General features: G+C 50.6%; 17 protein-coding genes, 2 tRNA genes and 3 pseudogenes. 11 read left to right on the plus strand and 11 right to left on the minus strand.

Annotation, left to right across the window (positions count from 1 at the left end; translation table 11 throughout):
• Positions 1 to 63 precede the first annotated feature (63 nt).
• Positions 64 to 768 carry a hypothetical protein gene (locus FHT67_RS08560; protein ID WP_167197406.1) on the minus strand — a complete coding sequence of 235 codons (705 nt, stop codon included), beginning with the start codon at positions 766 to 768 and terminating at the stop codon, positions 64 to 66.
• 209 nt (positions 769 to 977) lie between these two features.
• On the opposite strand from FHT67_RS08560, the gene FHT67_RS08565 reads away from it, so the two are divergent.
• The 3 genes from FHT67_RS08565 to FHT67_RS08575 are packed head-to-tail and all read left to right on the plus strand — an operon-like array spanning position 978 to position 2,135.
• Positions 978 to 1,547, plus strand: coding sequence for a xanthine phosphoribosyltransferase (locus tag FHT67_RS08565; RefSeq protein ID WP_167197408.1), 570 nt, complete (start codon positions 978 to 980; stop codon positions 1,545 to 1,547).
• Positions 1,548 to 1,587: 40 nt separating this feature from the next.
• On the plus strand, positions 1,588 to 1,902 hold the full coding sequence (locus FHT67_RS08570) for a hypothetical protein (RefSeq protein WP_127497648.1): 315 nt from the start codon (positions 1,588 to 1,590) through the stop codon (positions 1,900 to 1,902).
• Between the two features lie 20 nt (positions 1,903 to 1,922).
• Positions 1,923 to 2,135: a hypothetical protein gene (locus FHT67_RS08575; RefSeq protein ID WP_132306614.1), complete on the plus strand. Its 213-nt coding sequence runs from the start codon at positions 1,923 to 1,925 to the stop codon at positions 2,133 to 2,135.
• A gap of 116 nt (positions 2,136 to 2,251) precedes the next feature.
• On the opposite strand, the gene FHT67_RS08580 is transcribed toward FHT67_RS08575, so the two are convergent.
• Both FHT67_RS08580 and FHT67_RS08585 read right to left on the minus strand, forming a co-directional pair.
• Positions 2,252 to 2,338, minus strand: a tRNA-Leu gene (locus tag FHT67_RS08580).
• A 122-nt stretch (positions 2,339 to 2,460) separates the two neighbouring features.
• A tRNA-Leu gene (locus tag FHT67_RS08585) sits at positions 2,461 to 2,547 on the minus strand.
• 125 nt (positions 2,548 to 2,672) lie between these two features.
• On the opposite strand from FHT67_RS08585, the gene FHT67_RS08590 reads away from it, so the two are divergent.
• Complete coding sequence (locus tag FHT67_RS08590; protein ID WP_167197411.1) at positions 2,673 to 3,500, plus strand: divergent polysaccharide deacetylase family protein; 828 nt, start codon at positions 2,673 to 2,675, stop codon at positions 3,498 to 3,500.
• Here the strand turns inward: FHT67_RS08590 and FHT67_RS08595 are convergent.
• On the minus strand, positions 3,465 to 4,157 hold the full coding sequence (locus FHT67_RS08595) for an N-acetylmuramoyl-L-alanine amidase family protein (RefSeq protein WP_481856698.1): 693 nt from the start codon (positions 4,155 to 4,157) through the stop codon (positions 3,465 to 3,467). The two genes, FHT67_RS08590 and FHT67_RS08595, sit on opposite strands and share 36 nt — an antisense overlap.
• 163 nt (positions 4,158 to 4,320) lie before the next feature.
• On the opposite strand from FHT67_RS08595, the gene FHT67_RS08600 reads away from it, so the two are divergent.
• Positions 4,321 to 4,509 (plus strand): YqzE family protein, encoded by a 189-nt coding sequence (locus FHT67_RS08600; protein WP_132306608.1) that lies wholly within the window; start codon positions 4,321 to 4,323, stop codon positions 4,507 to 4,509.
• Here the strand turns inward: FHT67_RS08600 and FHT67_RS08605 are convergent.
• The 3 genes from FHT67_RS08605 to FHT67_RS08615 form a co-directional block, all read right to left on the minus strand.
• Positions 4,506 to 5,396, minus strand: coding sequence for a hypothetical protein (locus tag FHT67_RS08605; protein ID WP_132306606.1), 891 nt, complete (start codon positions 5,394 to 5,396; stop codon positions 4,506 to 4,508). The two genes, FHT67_RS08600 and FHT67_RS08605, sit on opposite strands and share 4 nt — an antisense overlap.
• A gap of 152 nt (positions 5,397 to 5,548) precedes the next feature.
• A complete protein-coding gene (locus FHT67_RS08610) occupies positions 5,549 to 6,487 on the minus strand; it encodes a YqhG family protein (protein ID WP_167197417.1) in 939 nt (312 codons plus the stop codon).
• Entirely contained in the window at positions 6,484 to 8,298 is a 1,815-nt protein-coding gene (locus tag FHT67_RS08615) for a DEAD/DEAH box helicase (RefSeq protein WP_132307169.1), read from the minus strand. Before FHT67_RS08615 ends, FHT67_RS08610 begins: the two co-directional genes overlap by 4 nt.
• A 286-nt stretch (positions 8,299 to 8,584) precedes the next feature.
• Here FHT67_RS08615 and FHT67_RS08620 point away from each other — a divergent pair, with 286 nt between their 5' ends.
• From FHT67_RS08620 to FHT67_RS08645, 6 genes and pseudogenes are all read left to right on the plus strand, one after another.
• Complete coding sequence (locus FHT67_RS08620; RefSeq protein WP_167197420.1) at positions 8,585 to 11,179, plus strand: adenosylcobalamin-dependent ribonucleoside-diphosphate reductase; 2,595 nt, start codon at positions 8,585 to 8,587, stop codon at positions 11,177 to 11,179.
• Between the two features lie 147 nt (positions 11,180 to 11,326).
• A pseudogene (locus FHT67_RS30655) lies at positions 11,327 to 11,572 on the plus strand (IS110 family RNA-guided transposase); the annotation flags it as partial.
• A 536-nt stretch (positions 11,573 to 12,108) separates the two neighbouring features.
• Positions 12,109 to 13,017: pseudogene (locus FHT67_RS30660) on the plus strand (DUF3885 domain-containing protein).
• A 74-nt stretch (positions 13,018 to 13,091) separates the two neighbouring features.
• Positions 13,092 to 14,036 carry an ABC transporter substrate-binding protein gene (locus FHT67_RS08635; protein ID WP_208403238.1) on the plus strand — a complete coding sequence of 315 codons (945 nt, stop codon included), beginning with the start codon at positions 13,092 to 13,094 and terminating at the stop codon, positions 14,034 to 14,036.
• 157 nt (positions 14,037 to 14,193) lie between these two features.
• Positions 14,194 to 14,649 (plus strand): GNAT family N-acetyltransferase, encoded by a 456-nt coding sequence (locus FHT67_RS08640; RefSeq protein WP_167197429.1) that lies wholly within the window; start codon positions 14,194 to 14,196, stop codon positions 14,647 to 14,649.
• 398 nt (positions 14,650 to 15,047) lie between these two features.
• A pseudogene (locus FHT67_RS08645) lies at positions 15,048 to 15,143 on the plus strand (manganese catalase family protein); the annotation flags it as partial.
• Between the two features lie 328 nt (positions 15,144 to 15,471).
• On the opposite strand, the gene FHT67_RS30330 reads toward FHT67_RS08645, so the two are convergent.
• The 4 genes from FHT67_RS30330 to FHT67_RS08665 all read right to left on the minus strand — a co-directional run bounded on the left by FHT67_RS30330 (position 15,472) and on the right by FHT67_RS08665 (position 20,519).
• Positions 15,472 to 16,338, minus strand: coding sequence for a collagen-like protein (locus FHT67_RS30330; protein WP_167198383.1), 867 nt, complete (start codon positions 16,336 to 16,338; stop codon positions 15,472 to 15,474).
• Between the two features lie 701 nt (positions 16,339 to 17,039).
• A complete protein-coding gene (locus FHT67_RS08655; RefSeq protein ID WP_165930639.1) occupies positions 17,040 to 18,122 on the minus strand; it encodes a Ger(x)C family spore germination protein in 1,083 nt (360 codons plus the stop codon).
• The gene (locus FHT67_RS08660; protein WP_167197432.1) at positions 18,115 to 19,185 is read right to left on the minus strand and encodes a GerAB/ArcD/ProY family transporter; all 1,071 of its coding nucleotides are present in this window, start codon (positions 19,183 to 19,185) and stop codon (positions 18,115 to 18,117) included. Before FHT67_RS08660 ends, FHT67_RS08655 begins: the two co-directional genes overlap by 8 nt.
• Positions 19,186 to 19,190: 5 nt before the next feature.
• A complete protein-coding gene (locus tag FHT67_RS08665) occupies positions 19,191 to 20,519 on the minus strand; it encodes a spore germination protein (RefSeq protein WP_167197435.1) in 1,329 nt (442 codons plus the stop codon).
• Positions 20,520 to 20,644 lie beyond the last annotated feature (125 nt).

The raw sequence follows: 20,644 nt of genomic DNA on the forward strand, positions 1-20,644 counted from the left end.
CTATATAAGAAGGTATGTCCGAGTAGGGACGGGCATGACAGCAACTTCCGGATGGGAGAGCCGTTACGCGGCGGCTAACAGCTTAATGGATACGATTTTGTTATGATCCGGATCAAGATCGAATTTAAGCAGCGAGTCTTTGCCTTGGTAAGTAATAATGTAGCTGTTCTGGGAAGTTGGTTTTCCAAGCGCTTTAAGCACGGTTTCCGACTTATCCTCGACACGAACGCCGCTAAGCCCGGTTGCAATCGACTTATCGTAAACCTCTATGTACTGGATCGCTTTGTCCTCGTTGATCCCCACGGCAAAACCTTTGTATTCGTGAACCTCTATGGTCTCCGCGTCGTCCTTCAGGCTGTATACGTCGTCTGCTTTGCCATAGCGCTCGGATACTTTGGTATGGGAATCGCCAATCTGAAGCCCCAGCATGACCGGATGGGAGGCGTCCCATTGCGGTTGTTTGCTTGCTGTGCCGGTGCCGGACGGCGATGCGCTTTTGCCGGAAGATTCCGCGCTCGTATCTCCGCCGGATGCATTTGCGCCGCTTGCTTCGGGCTCTTTGCCGTATTTCCGGCTATCCTGCCCTTGAGAGTAGGTTTTCTGCGGACTATCGCCAGTTGGATAGGTACCCGAAGAACGCTCGGTTGGCTGCATACCCAAAGGGGGAGTTGAATTCGATGGGTCGGAACAGCCGGTTGCCGCAATGAGAGTAAAGGCGATCACGGCCGACCATTTTGCCGCCTTGTAGTTTCGCGTTGTTTTGTTCATGCGATTGCGCTCCTTTTGGGTCGCTTTTTGTCCCCTATCTTATCTTAATTAACGTCCATATCTGGAAAAAGTTGCTTTGCTTTATATATCTCTTCTATATAAAATGATTCGTCTCCTGCTTCGACAAAAAAAATGAAAAAGCCGGGTTGCGTTGTTCGCCTATCCTATGGTAAGTTATCGAAAAGAGATTTTGGTGGAGGGAAATGACGATGGATATTTTAAAAGAACGAATTTTAGAGCAAGCGTCGGTGCTTTCAAACGATGTGTTGCGGCTGGATTCCATACTTAACCACCAGGTCGATCCTGCTCTTACGATGGAAATGGGACATGAATTCGCAAAACGGTTTGCTGACGAGAAAATTACGAAAGTCGTTACGATTGAATCCTCCGGTATTCCCGTTGCTTATGCCACGGCGTACGTACTAGGTGTACCGCTTGTATTTGCGCGCCGCAAGAAAACTCTAATCGCGGATCCGGATGCGTATTCGGAGCGTGTTCCGTCCTTTACAAAGGGGATGGTGACCGATATTATGGTGTCGAAGCAGTTTTTGTCGGCTGAGGATAAAGTGCTCTTCATCGACGATATTATCGCAAACGGCGATGCGGCCCGCGGACTGATCAAGATCATTGAGAGATCAGGCGCAGAGCTGGCTGGCATGGGGATTGTCCTCGAGAAATCCTTCCAGGCCGGTTCGAGAACGCTTCGCGAGCAAGGGGTACGGGTAGAATCGCTAGTAAATGTTACTTCTTTGAAAAACGGGCAAATTCAGTTCGACTAAGTTATAATGAGAGTGAAGGAACCGAGGGGAGGCAGCGGCAATGATAACTTCTGAATTTTTGACTGCGAAACTGGGTGACGCGAAAGTTCACTTCGAACGCGCGCTAGATTGCAAGCATACGGAATTTGATGATTTGTATCCTTATATGATTGAGCATCCGCAATTTTTCTGGTACAAGCGTTATGTTGCATGGTCGGAGCTTCTTACGATTGTGAAGCTTTGCGAAGAGCTCGGTGAGGAATGGAAAGGTCAATTCACGGAACGTCAGGCAGAATATATCGCCAAGCGCGTCATGTCTTCGAGAGTGCTCGATGAATGGTATGAAACCAATGATTCCAAGGAGCATGTCGGTTAGTCCGTACGGAGGGATTAGCGGTGATTAGTGAAGAGCAGTTGGATCGGTTTCGCCAGAGCGGCGAAAAAATCCGTGTCGTGCGCGATGAGATGGAAGTGAACGACGTGGTTGGGATCGTTGTTGCATGGGATGATTCAACCGTCGTAATCCGTCGCCATAATAGGAGAGTCGTCAAGCTGAGCCGCAATTACCGTTTTGAGCTTGCCTCAAGCGAACGCGGTTCCGCGGAATAGCAAGTGTGGCAGGAAACTCTGTATATACAGGGTTTCCTGCTTTTTTGTGCTGAGCAAGAAAAAAAGGTTCCGGTAATCTATCGCTAGACTAACCAAAACCTTTGACTGTTTATGTATGGTGCGGTCGAGAGGACTCGAACCTCCACGGCTGTTACACCACTAGAACCTGAATCTAGCGCGTCTGCCAATTCCGCCACGACCGCATATGTTGTTGCCAACGAATGATATCATACCATTAACGGATAAGATGAGTCAAGTCATTTGTTAAGGAAAAGTTAAAACAAAGAAAAGGGCTCCAGCTCATGCGCTGGAACCCCTTTATGTATGGTGCGGTCGAGAGGACTCGAACCTCCACGGCTGTTACACCACTAGAACCTGAATCTAGCGCGTCTGCCAATTCCGCCACGACCGCATGCCTTAATACGTCCCTAATGGTAGCATGTACGGGTTTCGTTCGTCAACCCGTCTTATAAAGTTGCAAAATTCAGCATATTTTTCCTCGGTTGGACAAACAATGAAGGGGATAAAAGGGAAAGGGTGTATGATGTGAACAAATCGAAAAGGGCAGCTGTCATCTGGCTCATTGCACTCGTGTTAATCATTCCTTCCGGAGCGGGGCAAGCGGTGGCCGCAGAGGAAGGACAACCGGAGTCCGGAAGACAGTTTGCGATTGTCATTGATGATTTCGGCAACGGAATGAACGGCACGGAAGAGATGCTGCAGCTGCCCGTGAAATTTACGGTCGCGATTATGCCGTTTATGCCTACCACCAAAAAGGATGCCGAGGAAGCGCATCGCCTTGGGCATGACGTCATTGTGCATATGCCGATGGAGCCCAATAAAGGGCAAAAAAATTGGCTGGGCCCGGGGGCAATCACGGCTGACCTTAGCGACGCCGAGATTAAGAAACGGGTAGAGGACGCCATTGATAACGTTCCTTATGCGGTAGGCATGAACAATCATATGGGCTCCAAAATTACGGCCGATGAACGGATTATGCGGATCGTCCTGTCGGTCTGCAAGGAGCGAGGATTATTTTTCCTCGACAGCCGTACAACCTTTAAAACCGTGGTGCCCAAGGTAACCGAGGAGCTTGGCGTGCCCGCACTCGCAAACAACGTATTCCTTGATGACGTGTATACGGAGCAGCATGTGTCGAAACAAATGACGATTGCGAAGAAGCATCTGGAATCCCATGATACTTGCATCGTTATTGGTCATGTTGGACCTCCGGGCAAAAAAACGGCAGCCGTCCTCAAAGCATCCATTCCGACGATGCAATCGGACGGCCAGGTTGAATTCGTTAAGCTGTCGCAGCTGGTGCCTTCGTTATCGGGTGATCCATTTATACTGCCGAATCCCTGAGGCGATTGCCGACGCTACGCGCAGCTGCTCCCGAGGATCTGTGAGCATCGTACGGTCGCCTTCATGGCTGATAAAGCCCATTTCGACAATGACGGCTGGCTGGTCCACCTTGCGCAGCAAATAGAAAGGCTTGCCCTCCCTCGGGTAAAAGGCGGTCTGCTGTTGTCTGTTCAGCGTATCCTGTATGCAAAATGCAAGAAGCGCGCTTTCCCCGGTAGACTGATGCAGCACAAGCGGACCATGCTTGGATCGGTCCTTGGTCCAGTTCACGTGAAGGCTGACCAGCATGGTGGTCTCGATCTCGTCGGTTAACTGGCGGCGTTGCGACAAATCGCGCTTATGCCGCGATCTGCTCACATGCCATCGGTTGTCTTCGCTTAGCGCATAATCGCCGGTACGATTCAGTACGGCCGGGATCCCCTGACTATTAAGAAGCAGGTAAAGCTTCTGGGCGATGGCCAGATTGATATCCTTTTCCAAGGTATTCCCGGCTGATGCGCCCCCGTCAATTCCTCCGTGTCCGGCATCAATCAACACAATAGCCGAAGGCATCGTCCAACCGTCCTCGGGCGCATGGGCGATTTGCTGTTTGTTTTCCGGAAAGGCAGCTGACAGCTCGGGCGCAAGGCAAAGCAAGCCGATTAACGCAAAAACCATAACACGCACGACAAACAATTTGAATTCCTCCTTCAATAGGCCAAGACTTGCGCGTAAAGCAGCTATCGATAGCGTGGCTTATTGAAGGAAAACTCATGCATGTTTACGATCTGGACATTCCGGGCAAACTTCTAGTAACAAATAAACCGAAGAGGTGATCGAAGTGGCAAATGGACATGATCTGATTAAATATATGACCGTGGAATTTGTGAACTACATCGAGACGCCGAGGGATGAACGCAAAGCGGCGAAGGCGACAGCCAAGGCTGCAAGGGAGCATTGGCTGTCGCGCTGGTTTGGATGGGGCGGCGCCAGCGTATTGTTATGGTGGAGAGGCCGTACGGAACGTTAGCGATAGAAGTGACCGAGCTCGGCAAGAAGCTTGAGGGGAATGTACCTTGTGCTGCTGCCGAGCTCATCTGTTTCCAGGGCGGCATAGACATTGCCGTCGCCCCAGTTGTGATAGCCGGTTACCGACCACACATAAAGCATCTCCTTATTAAAGCGCTCTACCGTAAAGCGGAGAGGCGTTGTGGAGCTTAAAGCTTTGAGCACGATGCCGGTATCCTCGGCGGACGCTGTAATCGGTTTTTCCGTAAGCCACGGCATTTCATTGTACGGATCAAAAGAACGGCTTTTAACGGCTCTCACAATCAAGGTGTTGCCTTGAAGGGCGTAACGCGAGGCAAGTCCTTCTTCCGCTTTGGCGGTTTTTTCCCAAGTATCCTGCTGCAACGGGAGCCATTCGCCGCTCATACCGTCCAAATACGTGTCTTCCGTTGAGCCGCTAACGTCCCAGACGGCGAGCAACGGATGAATATACAAAGCTTGGTTCGAATCCGGCAAGGAGGAGAGAAGCTCCAGCTGGGCAAGGGATTGGCGCAGCGTAGTCTGGTCAAACAAGTATTCCCCCTTACCGTATTCCCCAAGCGCAAACCCGCCATTTTCCTTGGCTTGAATAACCAAGTACCCGGCCGGTTGTCCTTTATCTTTTACAATCGCAATCCAGCTGTGCATGCCGGGTCCAAGAGGCGATACGGCAAATTCGGCATGACTCCACGCTTTGAACTCCGGTAACTTGGCAAGCTCGTCCATCCAGCCGCGTACGGTGGATTGAAGCTCCGTTTCTTGTTGAACCGTCGCGGACGGAATCGATTCCGCCTGAAGGCTTTGAGCCGTGACAAGGAATGTTGACACCACCAATGCGGCAATAACCGTATGTCGAATCCACTTATTCACCCTGGCACATCCTTTCTTTCTTTTGCATCCGTTTCTGACATGATCTCATTATATGGGACAAGCCCGCAGAAGGCTGTTGGAACCTGTCGCGGGCGCAGATCAATCGGTCGTTCTATTTTTGGCGTATTGATGCGAATGCCGTCTGATTGTCTCTATTCAATGCCTTCCAGGTGGAAAATACCGCAGTTAATGGCGGAAGCCGTCACCCGCGGTTCATACTGCCATTTGATCTCGGTCTGGCGCTGGTTGAATTGCTCTTCGATGGCTTCCTTGGCATTTTCTTCGGCATGCTTGATCATCGGATCGTAATAATGCCGGATTCTGTCGAGCTCTTCCTCCAGCCTTGCCGCAGCATCGGCAGCCCAAGCATAGTCGTAATTTCTGAGCTTGCGTTCCAGCGTTGTCTCGATAACGCCCAATGCCTTTGCATAGGACAGGCCGTTGCGGGTCAAATGGATATTCGAGGGCAGCCGCGGCGTGAGCTTCAAATTTTTAAGCCGGTCGTAGAAATTCTCGACCACCAATCCCGTTGCGAGAGAGACGCCGTAGCTGTGAATTTCCTCGCGCTTCCTGTCGCACGCGAATTCGACGCGCATATTAACCCCGAGCCAGGCGGTGTAGGGTGTCGATTGGAACGGAGTGCTGGACCGCCTTTCCGGTTCCTGGAACAGGTTCACGTAGCTGCCCGAGTTTTTGGCTGCGCCAAACAGCTGCTCCAGCTTGCGGGAGCCGAAATAGAGATCTTCCCTTGGCGTACGGATGCCGCCTGCCAAGTTGTTGTTTACGAAGCCGAAGGAGCGGTTTAGCGCCGCATCCACCGCATTCGTAACCGGGCCCGGTGCTGGCGCAGCCGCCGGCGCGGCAAACTCCTCCTCGTATTTCTCCTTGTCGGTGACGAACAGATAAGTCATTGTCTCCGGTTCGGAGCCGGTACGGTCAACAAAGCTCCAGTAGAAGGGGCGGTTCGTCAGTTCACGGTCGGCGGCAGGAGAGAGCTTAACCGTGAAGTGAGCAGGCGACTTCTCCAGTATCGAGCATTGGGTAGCCTCAAGAAAACGCTGTACATATTTATGAACCTGCTTGGAATTCACGGTCTCACCTCGACTTTCTGGCCCAGCGCGGTCATTTGGGAGAGGATGGTTGGCCCTTGGGGCGTCTCCGGCGATTCCGTCTCATCACGAAGCTTGGACAGGGTGGAACCCAGATGACTCAGCCTTTGTTCCAGATGAACGGCGTCTCCCTCGGATTCGAGCAGCATTCGTGCCAGCTGCTGCTCGATGGAGCCGGCATCCGATTCGAACCGTTCCAGAATATGGTCGAGTTCCCCGATGACAAGCTCAAACAGATTGATCTTCTCATGCAGCAGGTTAACGATATGCTCTTCGATGGTCCCGAGCGTGCACAGATTATAGATTTTGACGTCTTCCTTCTGCCCAAGCCGGTGAACGCGGCCGATCCGCTGCTCGACGCGCATGGGATTCCATGGGAGGTCAAAGTTAATCATGTTGTGGCAGAACTGCAGATTGATCCCTTCGCCGCCGGCTTCGGTAGCGATAAGCACTTGGGCGCGGCCGCGGAACAGATCCATCATCCAGTCCTTTTTGCCGCGGTTCATGCCGCCCCGGTACGGCACGGCTAATATATTGTGCGAGCGGAAGAACTGCAGCAGGTATTCCTGCGATGCCCGGTACTCGGTGAAGATGATGACTTTGTCGTTAATCTGCTGAATAAGCTCCATTACTTTTTCGGCTTTTGTATTGGCTTTGATCTGTTTAATAAATTCAACCAATTCCCAGATTTTCGGACGGATCGGGGAATCCTCGGCCGTCTTCTTGAACAGATTAACAAGCGTAATAAACACGGCGTCTCGGCTGCTGCATACCTCGCGTTGCAGCGTAACTAGCGGGAGCATGCTCATCATATCTACGCCGTCTTCCTTGTAACGGTCCCGAACGAATGCCGTAACCGCGTCATAGAGAGCCTTCTCTTCCGAGGACAGCTCCAGCGGAATATTTTTCACGACGCGCTTGGTGAACGATATGCCGCCGTCTCCGCGCCGGTTGCGGATCATGACGGTGGACAGCGCATCCTGCAGCTGATCTTCATTTTTCGGCAGGCGTTTGTCGACCACGAAGTTCGCTGCAAACTCGCTTTGACCGCCTAGCTGGCCTGGCTTCAAAAGCGTGATAAGATTATATAACTCATCCAGATCGTTCTGAATCGGAGTTGCCGTCAGAAGAAGGCAATATTTTTTTCGGAGCTGGAGGGCAAATTGGTAGTTTGTCGTCTTTTTGTTCTTGAGCTTATGCGCTTCGTCGATAATGATCATGTCGTAATCCTGGCCCAGAATAATCTCGCGGTGCGGATCACGCTTGGCCGTGTCTATGGAGGCGACGACAACATCGTATTGCCAGGTATGCTCCTTCTTTTGCGCGACGGCGGAGATGCCAAACTTCGAATTCAGCTCTCTCACCCACTGCAGGACGAGGGAAGCGGGAACAAGAATAAGAGCCTTCCGGACGAGACCGCGCACCATGTATTCCTTGATGACCAGTCCGGCCTCGATCGTTTTGCCAAGTCCGACTTCATCGGCGAGAATAGCGCGGCCGCCCATCTCGTGAACCACCTTGCGCGCCGTATCCACCTGATGCGGCATCGGCTCGAACGATGGGAGCGTGCGCAAGCATTGCAGCTGCTCAAAGCTGTCGACCCGCTTGGCTTGCTCGGCTTCCATGGTCAGCTGATAGAGCGTCCAATCATCCCATGGACCGTTCTTGGCGACCCGGTTCTGAAGCTCGTCGAACCAGGTGCGGTCACATTGCAGGTCGACAAGCGGATGAAGCTTGCGCCGGACCGTATTAGCTTCCGTAGAGGCGGGATTCACATTCGCCTGATCATTCATAGTAAAGGTCACGATAGGCAGCTCCTTTTGCGAATAGAGATAGTTGTCAATAGTATGACCTTTTTCATCAAATCTTAGTAAATAAGCAGTAAAATTAGCGATAAGACAAGCAATAGAAAGAGAATAGCCAATGTAAGCGGAGAAAAGCGGCGAAATAGGTAAAAACAGCTGTGGATACCGATATGTAGTATAGTATAATAAGCAGTACACACAATATATGGTGCCCGACACATGCGATAAGAGGTGTGTATGCGAGATGAGGGACATGGGAGGAAGGACCAATCGGATGGCAATGACGCAGAAATTGGAAGGCCTTAGCGAAAAAATATTTTTGGACCGTTATGCATGGAAAAACGCGGACACAAAGAATACGGCAGTAGGGGATGTCGTACTGGTCCTGACGAAGGATGATCCAAAATTCCCGGCCAAGGAGGTTGGGGAAGTCATCGGACGCAGCGGCGATGAGGTGACCGTTAAGCTAAGAAGCGGAGATACCGTGACATCCAGCGTGGAGAAGCTCACGCTTACTATAGAGAAGACTCCGGAAGAAATGTGGGACCGTCTGGCGGGTGCGATGGCTGGCGCCGAGAAAGGCGAAGAAAAGCAGCGCGCCTGGACGGAAAGGTTCCGTTATATTCTCGATGACTGGAAGCTCGTTCCGGGCGGCCGTATTGCTGCCGGTGCCGGCGCCAGCGAAGAATTGACGTTGTTCAACTGCTACGTTATTCCTTCGCCGAAGGACAGCCGCGGCGGAATTATGACAACTCTGTCCGAAATGACCGAAATCATGGCGCGCGGCGGCGGCGTGGGAATCAATCTGTCTTCGCTGCGTCCTCGACGGGCGATTGTTGCGGGCGTTAACGGCTCCTCCAGCGGTGCCGTATCCTGGGGCGGTTTGTTCAGCTATACAACCGGTCTGATTGAGCAGGGCGGAAGCCGCCGAGGCGCGCTTATGCTGATGATTAACGACTGGCATCCGGATGTGCTTGATTTCATTACCGTCAAGCAGACGATGGGGCAAGTGACGAATGCGAATCTGTCGGTATGCGTGAGCAACGCTTTTATGAAAGCCGTGAAGGAAGACCTGGATTGGGAGCTTGTCTTCCCGGATACCAAGGAAACCGATTACGACGAGCTGTGGAACGGCGATCTGGATGCCTGGAGAAAGCTGGGCAAGAAGGTTGTCCATTATAAAACGGTTCGCGCGCGCGACGTCTGGCATACGATTATCGAATCGGCATGGAAATCGGCTGAACCCGGCGTCGTCTTTATGGAGTATTACAACCAGATGTCGAACAGCTGGTATTTCAACCCGATTATTTGCACGAATCCTTGCGGCGAGCAAGGGCTGCCGGGCTGGGGCGTCTGCAATCTGTCCGCGATTAATCTGTCCAAATTTTACGATGAGAGCAAGCACGACGTGAATTGGGAGGAGCTGGCTAAGGTAACCCAGTGGTCCGTTCGTTTCCTCGACAACGTCATAGACACGACGCCTTATCACTTTGAAGAAAATGAGAAGAACCAGAAGAAGGAGCGCCGCGTAGGCCTTGGCACGATGGGGCTTGCCGAGTTTATGATCAAGCTTGGCATCCGTTACGGCAGCCCTGAATCCCTTCTGTTCCTCGATAAAATATACGGCTTTATGGCAAGAGAGGCTTATCTCTCTTCGGCGGAGATCGCTTCGGAGAAAGGTTCGTTTGAAGCGTTTGACGCGGAGAAGTTCCTGCAAAGCGGCTTTATGAAAAACATGGTGGCGGAATTCCCGGAGGTAGGCGAAGCGGTGCTGGCCAAAGGCATGCGCAACGTTACCGTTATTACCCAAGCTCCGACGGGCAGCACGGGTACGATGGTGGGGACATCGACAGGCATCGAGCCTTACTTTGCCTTCGAATACTTCCGTCAAAGCCGTCTCGGCTTCGACAAACAGCTGGTGCCAATCGCGCAGGCATGGAAGGATGCGCATCCGGGCGAAGAGCTGCCGGATTATTTCGTAACGGCGATGAATTTGTCCGCGAAGGATCATATCCGCGTGCAAGCGGCGATTCAGCGCTGGGTAGACAGCTCGATCTCGAAGACGGCGAATTGTCCTAGCGACTTTACGGTTGAAGAAACAAAAGAGCTGTACGAGATGGCCTTTGATCTGGGCTGTAAAGGCGTTACGATCTACCGCGACGGCAGCCGCGACGTTCAAGTATTGTCGACGAAGAAAGACGATGCCAAGCCGGATGCGGCTGGCGAAGCAGCTGCGGCAGCGGAAGCAGTGAAAGAAGAGGATAAACTCGAGACGCTGAATACGACGCTTAACGCGAAGGTATCGCCGCATGCGGAGCAGGAATTCGACAAGCAGTATAAACGCCGCCCGCAAATTCTTCGCGGGGCAACCTATAAAGTAAATACGCCGTTTGGCATGGCGTATATCACGATTAACGATCTGAACGGTATTCCGGGCGAAATCTTCCTGAACGTAGGCAAAGCGGGCTCCGACGTGTTTGCGATGGCGGAAGCGCTTGGCCGCGTATGCTCCTTGTTCCTCCGCTACGGAGATCACGGCAACAAAGCGAAGCTGTTGATCAAGCATCTTAAAGGCATTGGCGGCACGGGCGCTATCGGCTTCGGAGCCAATCGGGTAGAATCCATCGCTGACGCTGTTGCGAAGGCGCTGGAGATTCATATCGAGAGCACGAATGAGCAGGCGGCTGCTTCTGAACCGGTAAGCGCGGCTCCTTCTTTAGCCGTTGCCGCAGCGCCGGCAGCCGAAGACTCGCATAAGCATGGCGAGGTTACCTCTCGCGACTTATGCCCGTCCTGCGGATCAGCATCGCTGATCAATGTCGAGGGCTGCAAACAATGCAGCAATTGCGGTTATAGCAAGTGCAATTGAATAAAAAACAAGCGAAAATCTCTCGATGAATGAATGTCCGCTGTAATATCATATGTCACATCTTGTAATATAAAATGTCACTAAAATTGGTTATGATGTCAAAGCCCGAATCCCTTGTGGATTCGGGCTTTTTTGTATAATAGGACTGTTCTTTCAAAACGAGGTGACTCTGCTTTACGGAAATATCTCTACCTTGCAACGGTTCGGCTCGTTTGGAATAATCCCGTTTTCCGTTACCTGCATGAGCATAATTTGCAAGTAAAGAAGATGAAGAAGCAGCAATCCATCTTTAAATTAATCGGGAAGTTAGCACGCATTTTAGTTGGTATGGTTCAGCGAGGAGAAAAGTTTACGCCCGAGAAAACCATCCTAGCCTGGGGAGAAGCAGCTTAAGTTTTATTAGTATTCACGTATATTGACTCATTCGCAGGATTTCACAAAGAAAGCACGGAGGACCGAGTTCGTTTCCCATAAGGGCCAGACCCATCCGCTAAACGCTATCGGTCTCCACACCTTGGACAGGTATAACGAAGGAATGTAAGGGCAGTGACCCGTTGAGATTTGGGAGGGTGAACCTCCAGGGGAGAAGTGGAGTATGCATGCAGTAGTAACTAATTGGGGGATATTTCCTAATGGTTCCTCTGTTTCAGCATGCCCGACCGAAAGCCCAAACAGTACTATACCAATTCATACTTAAGATAAACCTGAATCAAGATGTAGAAATCCTGCGAATGAGTGAGTATATGTGAGATAAACCCTTAAAACCGAGGGACGGGAGACGTTAGCTGAGAACAACGTAATGGTGACTGACTAGCTGATCAGTTGCCATTTTTGTTAAAATAATGGGCTGGAGAGCCAAATCCAAACATTAAGGATATTGGTCAATGCGACATGGTAAAATGGTGATTAAAAGCAAAGGGAAAACTTCAATGAATATTGTAAAAGAAATTAAAGCTCAAGGTCCTTATATCCGTTTTGAATTAGGACTCGAAAGCTTGACGGAAGAGGCGTATCGGAACGAAAGTCTTCGTCGCGTGAGTGCCACTTATCATACAATTTTCGAACCTGAAGACGATGTGATTTTTATACATCGCACCAGCTATGGTATGAATGAAAAACGGATAGGTAAAGTACGATTAAAGCGTTTCTTCCTAACACGGTTGAAGCACACGTGATCGAGCACTTTACCATATGAGTTTGATGAGACTGATGACGAATTTTACACTAAAGAATGGTCCGTTGAAGTTAAAGCGAAAGAAATCAAAAAGTCGTATGTACTTGAATCCATTGAGAATACCGACTTCATGCGCAAACCGAGTGCCGACGGTCGGATTTACTTGTATAACAAAACAAAAGGCATCTTGTTTCACATGTATGACGATCGTGGTTGCGATGTCTTTAGTTCCAAAATAAGTACACTTTCGCCTCTTTACTATTTACATCGAAAATGGATTTTGGATTTTAACCGATACGAAATTGACAATCTTTTCGGTGAAGGACTCGCCGGTGTCATCGAAACGGATGAAGAACAAAAGACTCGATGGGAACTTAACAACAAGAAAGTTACTGATTCCGGAATCAATCTTAAACAAGTTAATACGTGTCACATATCACATCATTTCGCAATTCCGTTGGAATACGCTGACGAGTTTGCAAAAGAAATCGAGTTCACGTCATTTTCGATTCATCAGATTTCCAAAATGGATGACCGGGTCAGATTTATAGTTACTAAAATAGAAGCCTTAGCACTTATTGGTTATCAGACGCACCTCATGAGCATGTACGGTAAAAAATATGGTACTTATGAAGGTTGGAGCTTTGAAAAACAGTTTGATTAAGGCGGCAGGTCTAGAAAACAGCATCGCAAAAATAGATTCCACTAACGGAAACAATTGAACTAACTCCCTCAAGCCTGCCTGTCGGGGCGGGCTCTTACCGGATCGCTAAGCTTACGCCGGGGATGTGCGTGCTCGAAGTTTTCCCGGATTATTATGCGGCCCGGGGCCTGATCGATCGTATCGAAGTGATGATTATCCCGGATACCGGCGGAGTATGGACGGTGGAGAACAATCCGGGTGTACTGGTCGTCGAGACGGGGGAAGCCAACCGCCAGGAGCTGAAGACATGGCGGCGCAGCCGTCTCGTCACCGGATGCAGCATGCTGACAATGAACCTCGCGAAGCCGGGGATTCTGCAAAACGATTCCTTCCGCAGGGCACTTGCACTTGCGGTTGACCGGAGCCGTATGGTCCGGGAGCTGGGGTACCCGCATGCCTTCCCCTGCCTCGGTTTTCATCTTGACCCGCAGCCGGCTGCCGCTGATTCGCTGTATGATTCGGAAGAGGCATCCAGGGAATTAGAACGGGCCGGGTATGGCGGAGAGGGGCTGAAGCTGTATGCGTACCTGCGTCATGAACAAGCGGCTTACTGGCTTCAGCAGCAATATGGTCAGGCCGGAATCCGGCTGGACGTTCATATTCTGCCCTGGGAGGAATTAATGAAGGAAGAGCGGCTCCGGGAGGCGGACCTGATCTTGTTCGAGGCGCTGCTGAGCGAGGGGCTGCTCCGACAGATCGAATATTTGCTGTCCCGGTACAGCTTCATTCGCAGCATGCTGGAGCCCGGAATTCAGGCGGAAGTAGACAGGCTTGTGGGGCGGCTGCTTCAGGAGGCGGAACCGGAAGCCCGGGACGAGGCGTTTCAGCGATTGGAGACCTGGTTGATCGAACGCGGCACGGCTGTCTATTTGACCTACAACGAGGCCCGGGTGCTGTCCCATCCGGCGCAGCAGGGCGTACGGTTGAATGCTGCCGGGTGGGTAGATTTTAAGGACATCTGGTTTAAAGGGGAAGGTTAACAGCGGCTGATCCATCGCGATTGCGGAACGAGAAAACATGACATCTGACGAAAGGGGAAATGTTTCCCGAGAAGATTACCTTTTTCTCAAGCTCGTCCGGCTGTACAATGATCACAGCACAAGAGATGAAACTTACAACGGAGTGAAGGTGAAGGGTATGGAAATTAGGCTGGACGATTTAAGCGGGCCGGAAATAGCCGCATTGATCCACGAGCATCTTCAAGGCATGGCGGAGGAATCGCCGGCGGAGAGCGTGCACGCCCTAGACTTGGACGGGCTGCGGCGGTCGGATGTGACGTTCTGGAGCGCATGGGAGCAGGGAGAGCTGCTTGGCTGTGGGGCATTGAAGGAGCTCGATCCTGGCCACGGCGAGATCAAATCGATGCGGACCGCATCCGCCCACTTGCGTAAAGGCGTGGCCCGATCCATCTTGTCCCACATCATTGAGGAGGCCCGGCGGCGGGGATACCGGCGACTGAGCCTGGAGACGGGCTCGATGGCGTCGTTCGAGCCGGCCAGACGGCTGTACACGGCCTTCGGATTTGAGGAGTGCGGCCCATTTGCAGATTATTCACTCGATCCTTACAGCACTTTTATGACCCGAGAGTTGTAACCTAAACATGCGGAGCTTGATGTGAAAAAAGGACATGCTTCCTGTCATCGACATGGCGAGCATGTCCTTTACTTCAGTCTTATTAAAATTAAATTTGTTTTTAGGAATAAGTTGCAAAAATTGTTATAATTAGTAATAATTCAAATGAAAAATGGAGAGACAAAATGCTCAAATATAAAAAAATTATCGAGGCAATTCGTTTGATCGGTTTTTTAGCACTTGGATTGTACACGGCGTTTTCTGGAAATATTTTAGTTGGTCTAGCTGTTGCGATAATTTTGGGGCTGATAGACCTAAAATTTATTAGGTCTCGTTTAAAACCTAAAGATAATAATAAGTATTGATATATAAAAACCTTTAACAAAACCAATGAAAATAGAACGGATCTTTAATCCGTTATCGCGGACCTCTATAAAGATATCGCTACTGAAGAGAAAGCATGCGCCACGTATCAATGGCTGATCGATATGACGGATGATGTAGATTTGCAGGACAACTCCAGCTAGATATGTTACATGAATGCCATTTCAAGTGCATATGGAATACGCGCAAGAATGATTCGAAGCTCATACTCAATTGTGCAAGCTGACGCTGTATAATATCGGATGAGAAATCCAAAAGTAGGTAGTTCCCCTTGGATTTCTCAACCGATTTGTTTTATTGAGATTCCGACTTAGTCACACTACGACAGAAAGTGCTATTTACAACGCCTCTGTTAGGCACTTTTATTGTAATGTTTGTCTACATTGATTAGACCGCACTGCCTAGATATTCAATGTTACGGATTACCCAGAAGATCTTCGTTATACTAATCTTTTGAAGCTAAGCGACTCTCACAATTCTCACAGATACGTTCGGGATGTTAGGGAACTGGGAATTATAAATATTCCCTCCCAAGGAATCTGCAGCAATCTCCAATGTGTTGGTAGGATTAGGTGCATCAACAATAAAGCCCGAACTTAAAGTTTGGAAGTTGCCGGAAGTCGTTGTGGGGCTTACGACAGTAGCCCCAGGGATCGAAGTACCGTTAAGAACCGCTCTCGTCGATACAAAAACTGCTGTGGGAGCTGAGGATTTAGTGGTGTACTCAATCCAGTAAATACCGCTTTCAAGATTAATGACAGATGAACCCGGTGTATGGGTAATGCCCGGAGACAATAAAAAATTGGTATCTAAAGGAATTCCCGTTCCTTGAGGAATAAGTCCGGTCGTCGTAAAGTTAACGATAAAACCATTTGTTTGGGTAGCTAAAGGTCCGGTGGGTCCTTGCGGCCCTTCCGGTCCAGTCGATCCAATTGGTCCTTGTGGCCCTTCCGGTCCAGCCAATCCAATTGGTCCTTGCGGCCCTTCTGGTCCAGCCAATCCAATTGGTCCTTGCGGCCCTTCTGGTCCAGTCGGTCCAATTGGTCCTTGCGGGCCTGCTGGCCCTGCTGCCCCTGTCGGTCCTTCCGAACCCTCAAGTAAGATGGTCACGTTGGTAATGATGTTGTTGATGATCTCAATCTGGGCCACACTTAGGTTAAGTGAAAGGGTAATGAACAGCTGGTTGAAGATCTGTAATAGCAGGTTAATTTTATCGATTTTCACGACATTGAAATTCGCCAGCAACCGAATCGTCTTGCGCAGCAGCTTAAGCAAAATGAACTGACGGTATAAATGGGCAGTAGACAGAAAGTGTTCTAATCTCATGAATTGCAGAAGAAGCGGGCGGCTTTGTACCAGATCGTCGCTCTGAAGCGAAGCGGACAGTGTTTCTTGAACTCCTTGCAATATATTCGTTAGACGCTCGAACTGTTTCTGACTAATCCTCTTCCGGCAACGTCTCTTCCTTCGTACGACACAATCGCACTTCCTCAAGCACCTATTCGGCTTCCGTAACTTGTGTATTGGCACTTACGCACCTCCTAGTTGCCACAATATGTAGGTGTTCAGAAGACGGAACGGCAGTAGCGGACGGGCCAAGTGCCATAGTACAACAGACTAGCATACTAGGGCTCGATGTCGATCTGACCGATATTAGTTCGGGAGGAGTTTACCTGTGGCGCGAATTCAAGATGAAATTGTGGTCTCCTTATGGGATCGACAAACACACATGAAAAATCAACAGTCTGTCTTCGAGCATGTGGGTAAGTTACTGGACTAACGGCTCTTGCCCCTTGTTATTTAATAAAGAAGTCTAAAACCTTCTATTAAAAAACAAATTATGCTTTTGGTTCATGCAGACGGGAGCCAGTTAAGAGAGGTGCTGAGAAAACGCATTAATCGCTTTGTAACGGATATGCGCATGCAGGTGTCTACACGCTACCTCGATAGCGGCAATTTATTGCCAAAGCGTTCCCGCTGCTCCTCGTGAAGTGCTTTTTGCCAAGGGCCCCGCCTGCCAATGGAAGCTAATCCTCTTGAACCAGTTCGCCTAGATTGTTGATCACGACATGGACGCTGTATTTGATCTTCAGCTTAGGGTAATACTCAGTCCGCCAGTTGGTGAGCTTGTTGAACGGGATTTTGCTTCTGAAGTGGTTGCCGAGCCCCATCGGATCGCAGCCGGACTTTACCAGCTTGTTCGTGACGTTCTCCAGCTTCTTCGTGAATTCTACTTGTAGTTCTTTCTCATGCTCGCTTGCCGATTTTACGGCCTCCGACTCCGTAAGCGAAGCCTGAATGGAGAGCTTTCCGAGCAGTTCCGGGCCGCTACCGGTCATCTTACTTTGCCAGTCGATATGGGCTGATCGAATGGTGACGCTCGCATTTTGCATTACTTCGACATCGGCGCCGTAATAGTTATTACTTACCACGTTTATCGCCACAATCTCTTCTTCGTTCAGCCGGCCGACCATCTTCCCTTTTTTCAGCAGGGCGGAGCCGTCGAATTCGAGCACCGTTCTTCGGCCTGGCTTAATGATGGGGATCATGGTGTCCTGTGTGTACGATCTTGTCGCGGCGAATGCGTCCAGCAAGCTGGTTTTCGTCGTTCTAGGCGTCCATCCGGCGCGTTTGTTCGAGAATTTATAGAAAGTCGTGACATCGTTCGAAATGGCATTATTGGAATTGGTCAGTAATTCTTCCATATCTCCGTCCGTGATGGCAAGCAGCGCTTTTGGGGAAAAATTCCTTGACCGGATCACGTTGGTCAGTTCTTCATGAAGTCCCGCTTGGGCGAGCTCTTGACTGAAGACAATGAGTTGCACGCTGAGCAGGTCGATGTAATTCTCGACGTCGACTCGAATGGCGTTAATCGCTGCGCTGACCGTGGAAGCTTCTCTCGAGACGACCTTGACTGTCAGCTTCCGTTCTGCCGGGATGGGAATCTGCAGCGAAACTTTATAAGCCTTTTCCTGCCCTTTGGATATGCCTATGATGACCGGAATGGAGCGGTGATTTATGTCATGACTGTCCCAGCAGCCGCCGGTCAGCAAGCCGCAACAAAGCCAGACGAAAAGGGAACAAATCCATTTTAACGATCGTTTAGGCACGCGGCAGTCCCCCAACCTTAGTTCGATTGCGGTAGTAGCCCGCGATCAACGCAAGGATCAGCAACATCCCTAAACGAAGGGGTCCTCCCCAGCGCAATTGGTGTTCCAGCGCTTCCAAAGTCGGAATGGAATAGGCGACGACGATTGCAAGCGAAGCCATGACGGCCGGATTCGTGATTAGTCTTGGAACGAACGACGAATTCAGGGCAAGCTGTCTCGTCAGCCATAGCAGGCCGCTTAGGTTTATGAGCGTGCTGAACATGATCGTCATGATATAGAATAATGAGATCCGGTCGAAAAAAAACCATTTTACCCGTACCGTGTCTAGCAGCACGATCAAAGGAAACCGGAGATCTTCCACAACTTCCTGGCCGAGCACGCTTAGGGGAAGATATACGTTTGCGAGGAACAGAAAGAGTGAAACTAACCACGCTCCCCAAAGCCAGCGTTTGGCGGATGCGGAATACGGCCCGAAAAATCCAATCAAGCCGCAGACGTTGACGAAGGCAATAATCGAAGGCAGGATTTTCGGTTCATGCAGGAAAGCCAACGTCGGACGTAGCGGAAAAATCATAAGGTAATTCCCGTACCTCAAGGCAGCAAGGAAGGAGAACAGCATTAAGGGGATGCCGAAGCATCCAATCACCAGCGCCAGCCGCAGCAGAGAATCGCTGTCCGCATAAGCGATGCTCAGCGCGGTGACGAGCAGCAACGCGAATAAAACCCAAAGCGGCGTGGAGGGCAGATACAACATGCTTAACGTTTGGGCATGCCCCCGGATCATGACCCCGATGGCCATCAGGTTGAAGATGATCAGCGGCCAAACAAAACAGAGACGTATCCATGTTCCCGCATGCTGGAATTTGGCGAGCAGATCCGTCTTGTCCTCACGCAAGCCTCCAACCAGCAGACGCAGCAGCGCTCCTTGTATCAGCCAGCCGATGACGATGACAAGCCAATGGCCGGATGACTGGGACTGAATGATGCTCTGCGGGTACACGAACATAAATAGTCCGTATTGTAGTACAAGAAAGAAGGCTCCAACGCTGATTCCGCGGCTCATTCTGTTCACTCCTTTTTCATACTTAGCCTGAATGGAATCATCGGCTGCCGCATAATCGTAGCCGAGCTGATGAACGAGAGGAGGATATAGAACCCGCACACAATGCCGAGCGGCCCGAATATAGCGGCAAAGAGAAGCATTATATACCGCCATAGCCGGATAACGAGCGCAAAGTTATACCCGATGACGGTGAAATTGGCGATGGTGGAAGCCGCGAGGATGATAATCAACAAGCTGCTGACCAGATTCGCCTCGACGACCGCTTGTCCGAGAATGATGCCGCCGACCATCGTCATCGCCGGACCGACGCTCTTGGGCAGCCGAATAAGCGCTTCGAACAGCATTTCGATAATGAACAAGAGCAGTAGCGCTTCGGTCAGTGAAGGATAAGGAACGCCTACTCGGCTCAACGAAATGGAATAAATGAGCTCGACCTTCATGACGTCCGGATTCACCGATATCAAAGCGACATAAGCCGCCGGAGCGGATATGGCGATAATGACGCCAAGAATGCGGAAAGCGACGATCATGAACGCGATGACGGGGGTATACTCCAGGTCGGTATCCGCAATGAACAGGTCGGGCAGCTCCACAGGGAGGACGATGGCTTCCGGATAACCATCGACTAACAAAACGACCCGGCCTTTCTTCAGGAAGTAGGTGACCTCGTGCGGAGACTCCGTTTTGAAAAAGGACGGAATCGGATTCCATTTGGGCCGTCTGCACAGCCAGTTTGAAACTTGCTGGAGAGAGACGAAAGGAGTGTGCGTCTGCGCGCTCAGCGCTTTCTCGATATCGGCCGCGAAAGCTGGATCCGTTACGTGATCAAGTGAAAGCACTATAATCCGCCGTTTCTCACGGGTGCCGATATCGACATGCGTAAACTTCAGGTCTTGAGAGCGAAGCTCACTCCGGATCAGTCCGAGATTGGTTGACAGCTCTTCGATGAATCCCGCTTGCGAAGAGACGAGGATGTTCTGATTATTCGGCGTGCCGACCGGACGGTAAAGATGCCGATCCTCCGACTGCACCCAAGCCGCTCCGGTTCCGCCAGGCTGTAAAATGATGGTCCGGCCGTCAAGGAGGCCGCGAACCAAACCATCGCGCGCTTCCTCCGCGCCAAGCTCACCGAGCAGCGCTTGCCAATTCTCTGCAGGCTCCCGCCCGGCTTCCGACAGACGCCGGGCGGTTGCCGCAACGTCCACAAGACTGGACAACGCGATCATTTCCAGATGGATTCCGCATATTTGAAGAGGCTGAATATGGAAATCCAATGCATTCCCTAGTTGCTCAACGATCTGTTTTCGTTGTGAATTTTCCTTTTTTATAATCATTCCCCATCACCTATCCTCTAGCTTGACCAGCACCATCCAGAATTATGTAAAATATTGCCGATATATCGATTGAACGTGGCGAATTTCAATGAAATCATCTCGCACAAATCGATGGAAGGAGGATG

It is taken from the genome of Paenibacillus sp. BK720 (genome assembly GCF_011761545.1).
In the GTDB taxonomy this organism is placed as follows: domain Bacteria; phylum Bacillota; class Bacilli; order Paenibacillales; family Paenibacillaceae; genus Pristimantibacillus.

Coding starts and splice junctions, on each gene's coding strand:
- FHT67_RS08595 (WP_481856698.1), bottom strand. CDS start 4,157: ATGGTTTTTGCGTTAATCGGCTTGCTTTGCCTTGCGCCCGAGCTGTCA.
- FHT67_RS08660 (WP_167197432.1), bottom strand. CDS start 19,185: ATGAGCCGCGGAATCAGCGTTGGAGCCTTCTTTCTTGTACTACAATAC.
- FHT67_RS08570 (WP_127497648.1), top strand. CDS start 1,588: ATGATAACTTCTGAATTTTTGACTGCGAAACTGGGTGACGCGAAAGTT.
- FHT67_RS08620 (WP_167197420.1), top strand. CDS start 8,585: ATGGCAATGACGCAGAAATTGGAAGGCCTTAGCGAAAAAATATTTTTG.
- FHT67_RS08565 (WP_167197408.1), top strand. CDS start 978: ATGGATATTTTAAAAGAACGAATTTTAGAGCAAGCGTCGGTGCTTTCA.
- FHT67_RS08665 (WP_167197435.1), bottom strand. CDS start 20,519: ATGATTATAAAAAAGGAAAATTCACAACGAAAACAGATCGTTGAGCAA.
- FHT67_RS08615 (WP_132307169.1), bottom strand. CDS start 8,298: ATGAATGATCAGGCGAATGTGAATCCCGCCTCTACGGAAGCTAATACG.
- FHT67_RS08560 (WP_167197406.1), bottom strand. CDS start 768: ATGAACAAAACAACGCGAAACTACAAGGCGGCAAAATGGTCGGCCGTG.
- FHT67_RS30330 (WP_167198383.1), bottom strand. CDS start 16,338: ATGAGATTAGAACACTTTCTGTCTACTGCCCATTTATACCGTCAGTTC.
- FHT67_RS08640 (WP_167197429.1), top strand. CDS start 14,194: ATGGAAATTAGGCTGGACGATTTAAGCGGGCCGGAAATAGCCGCATTG.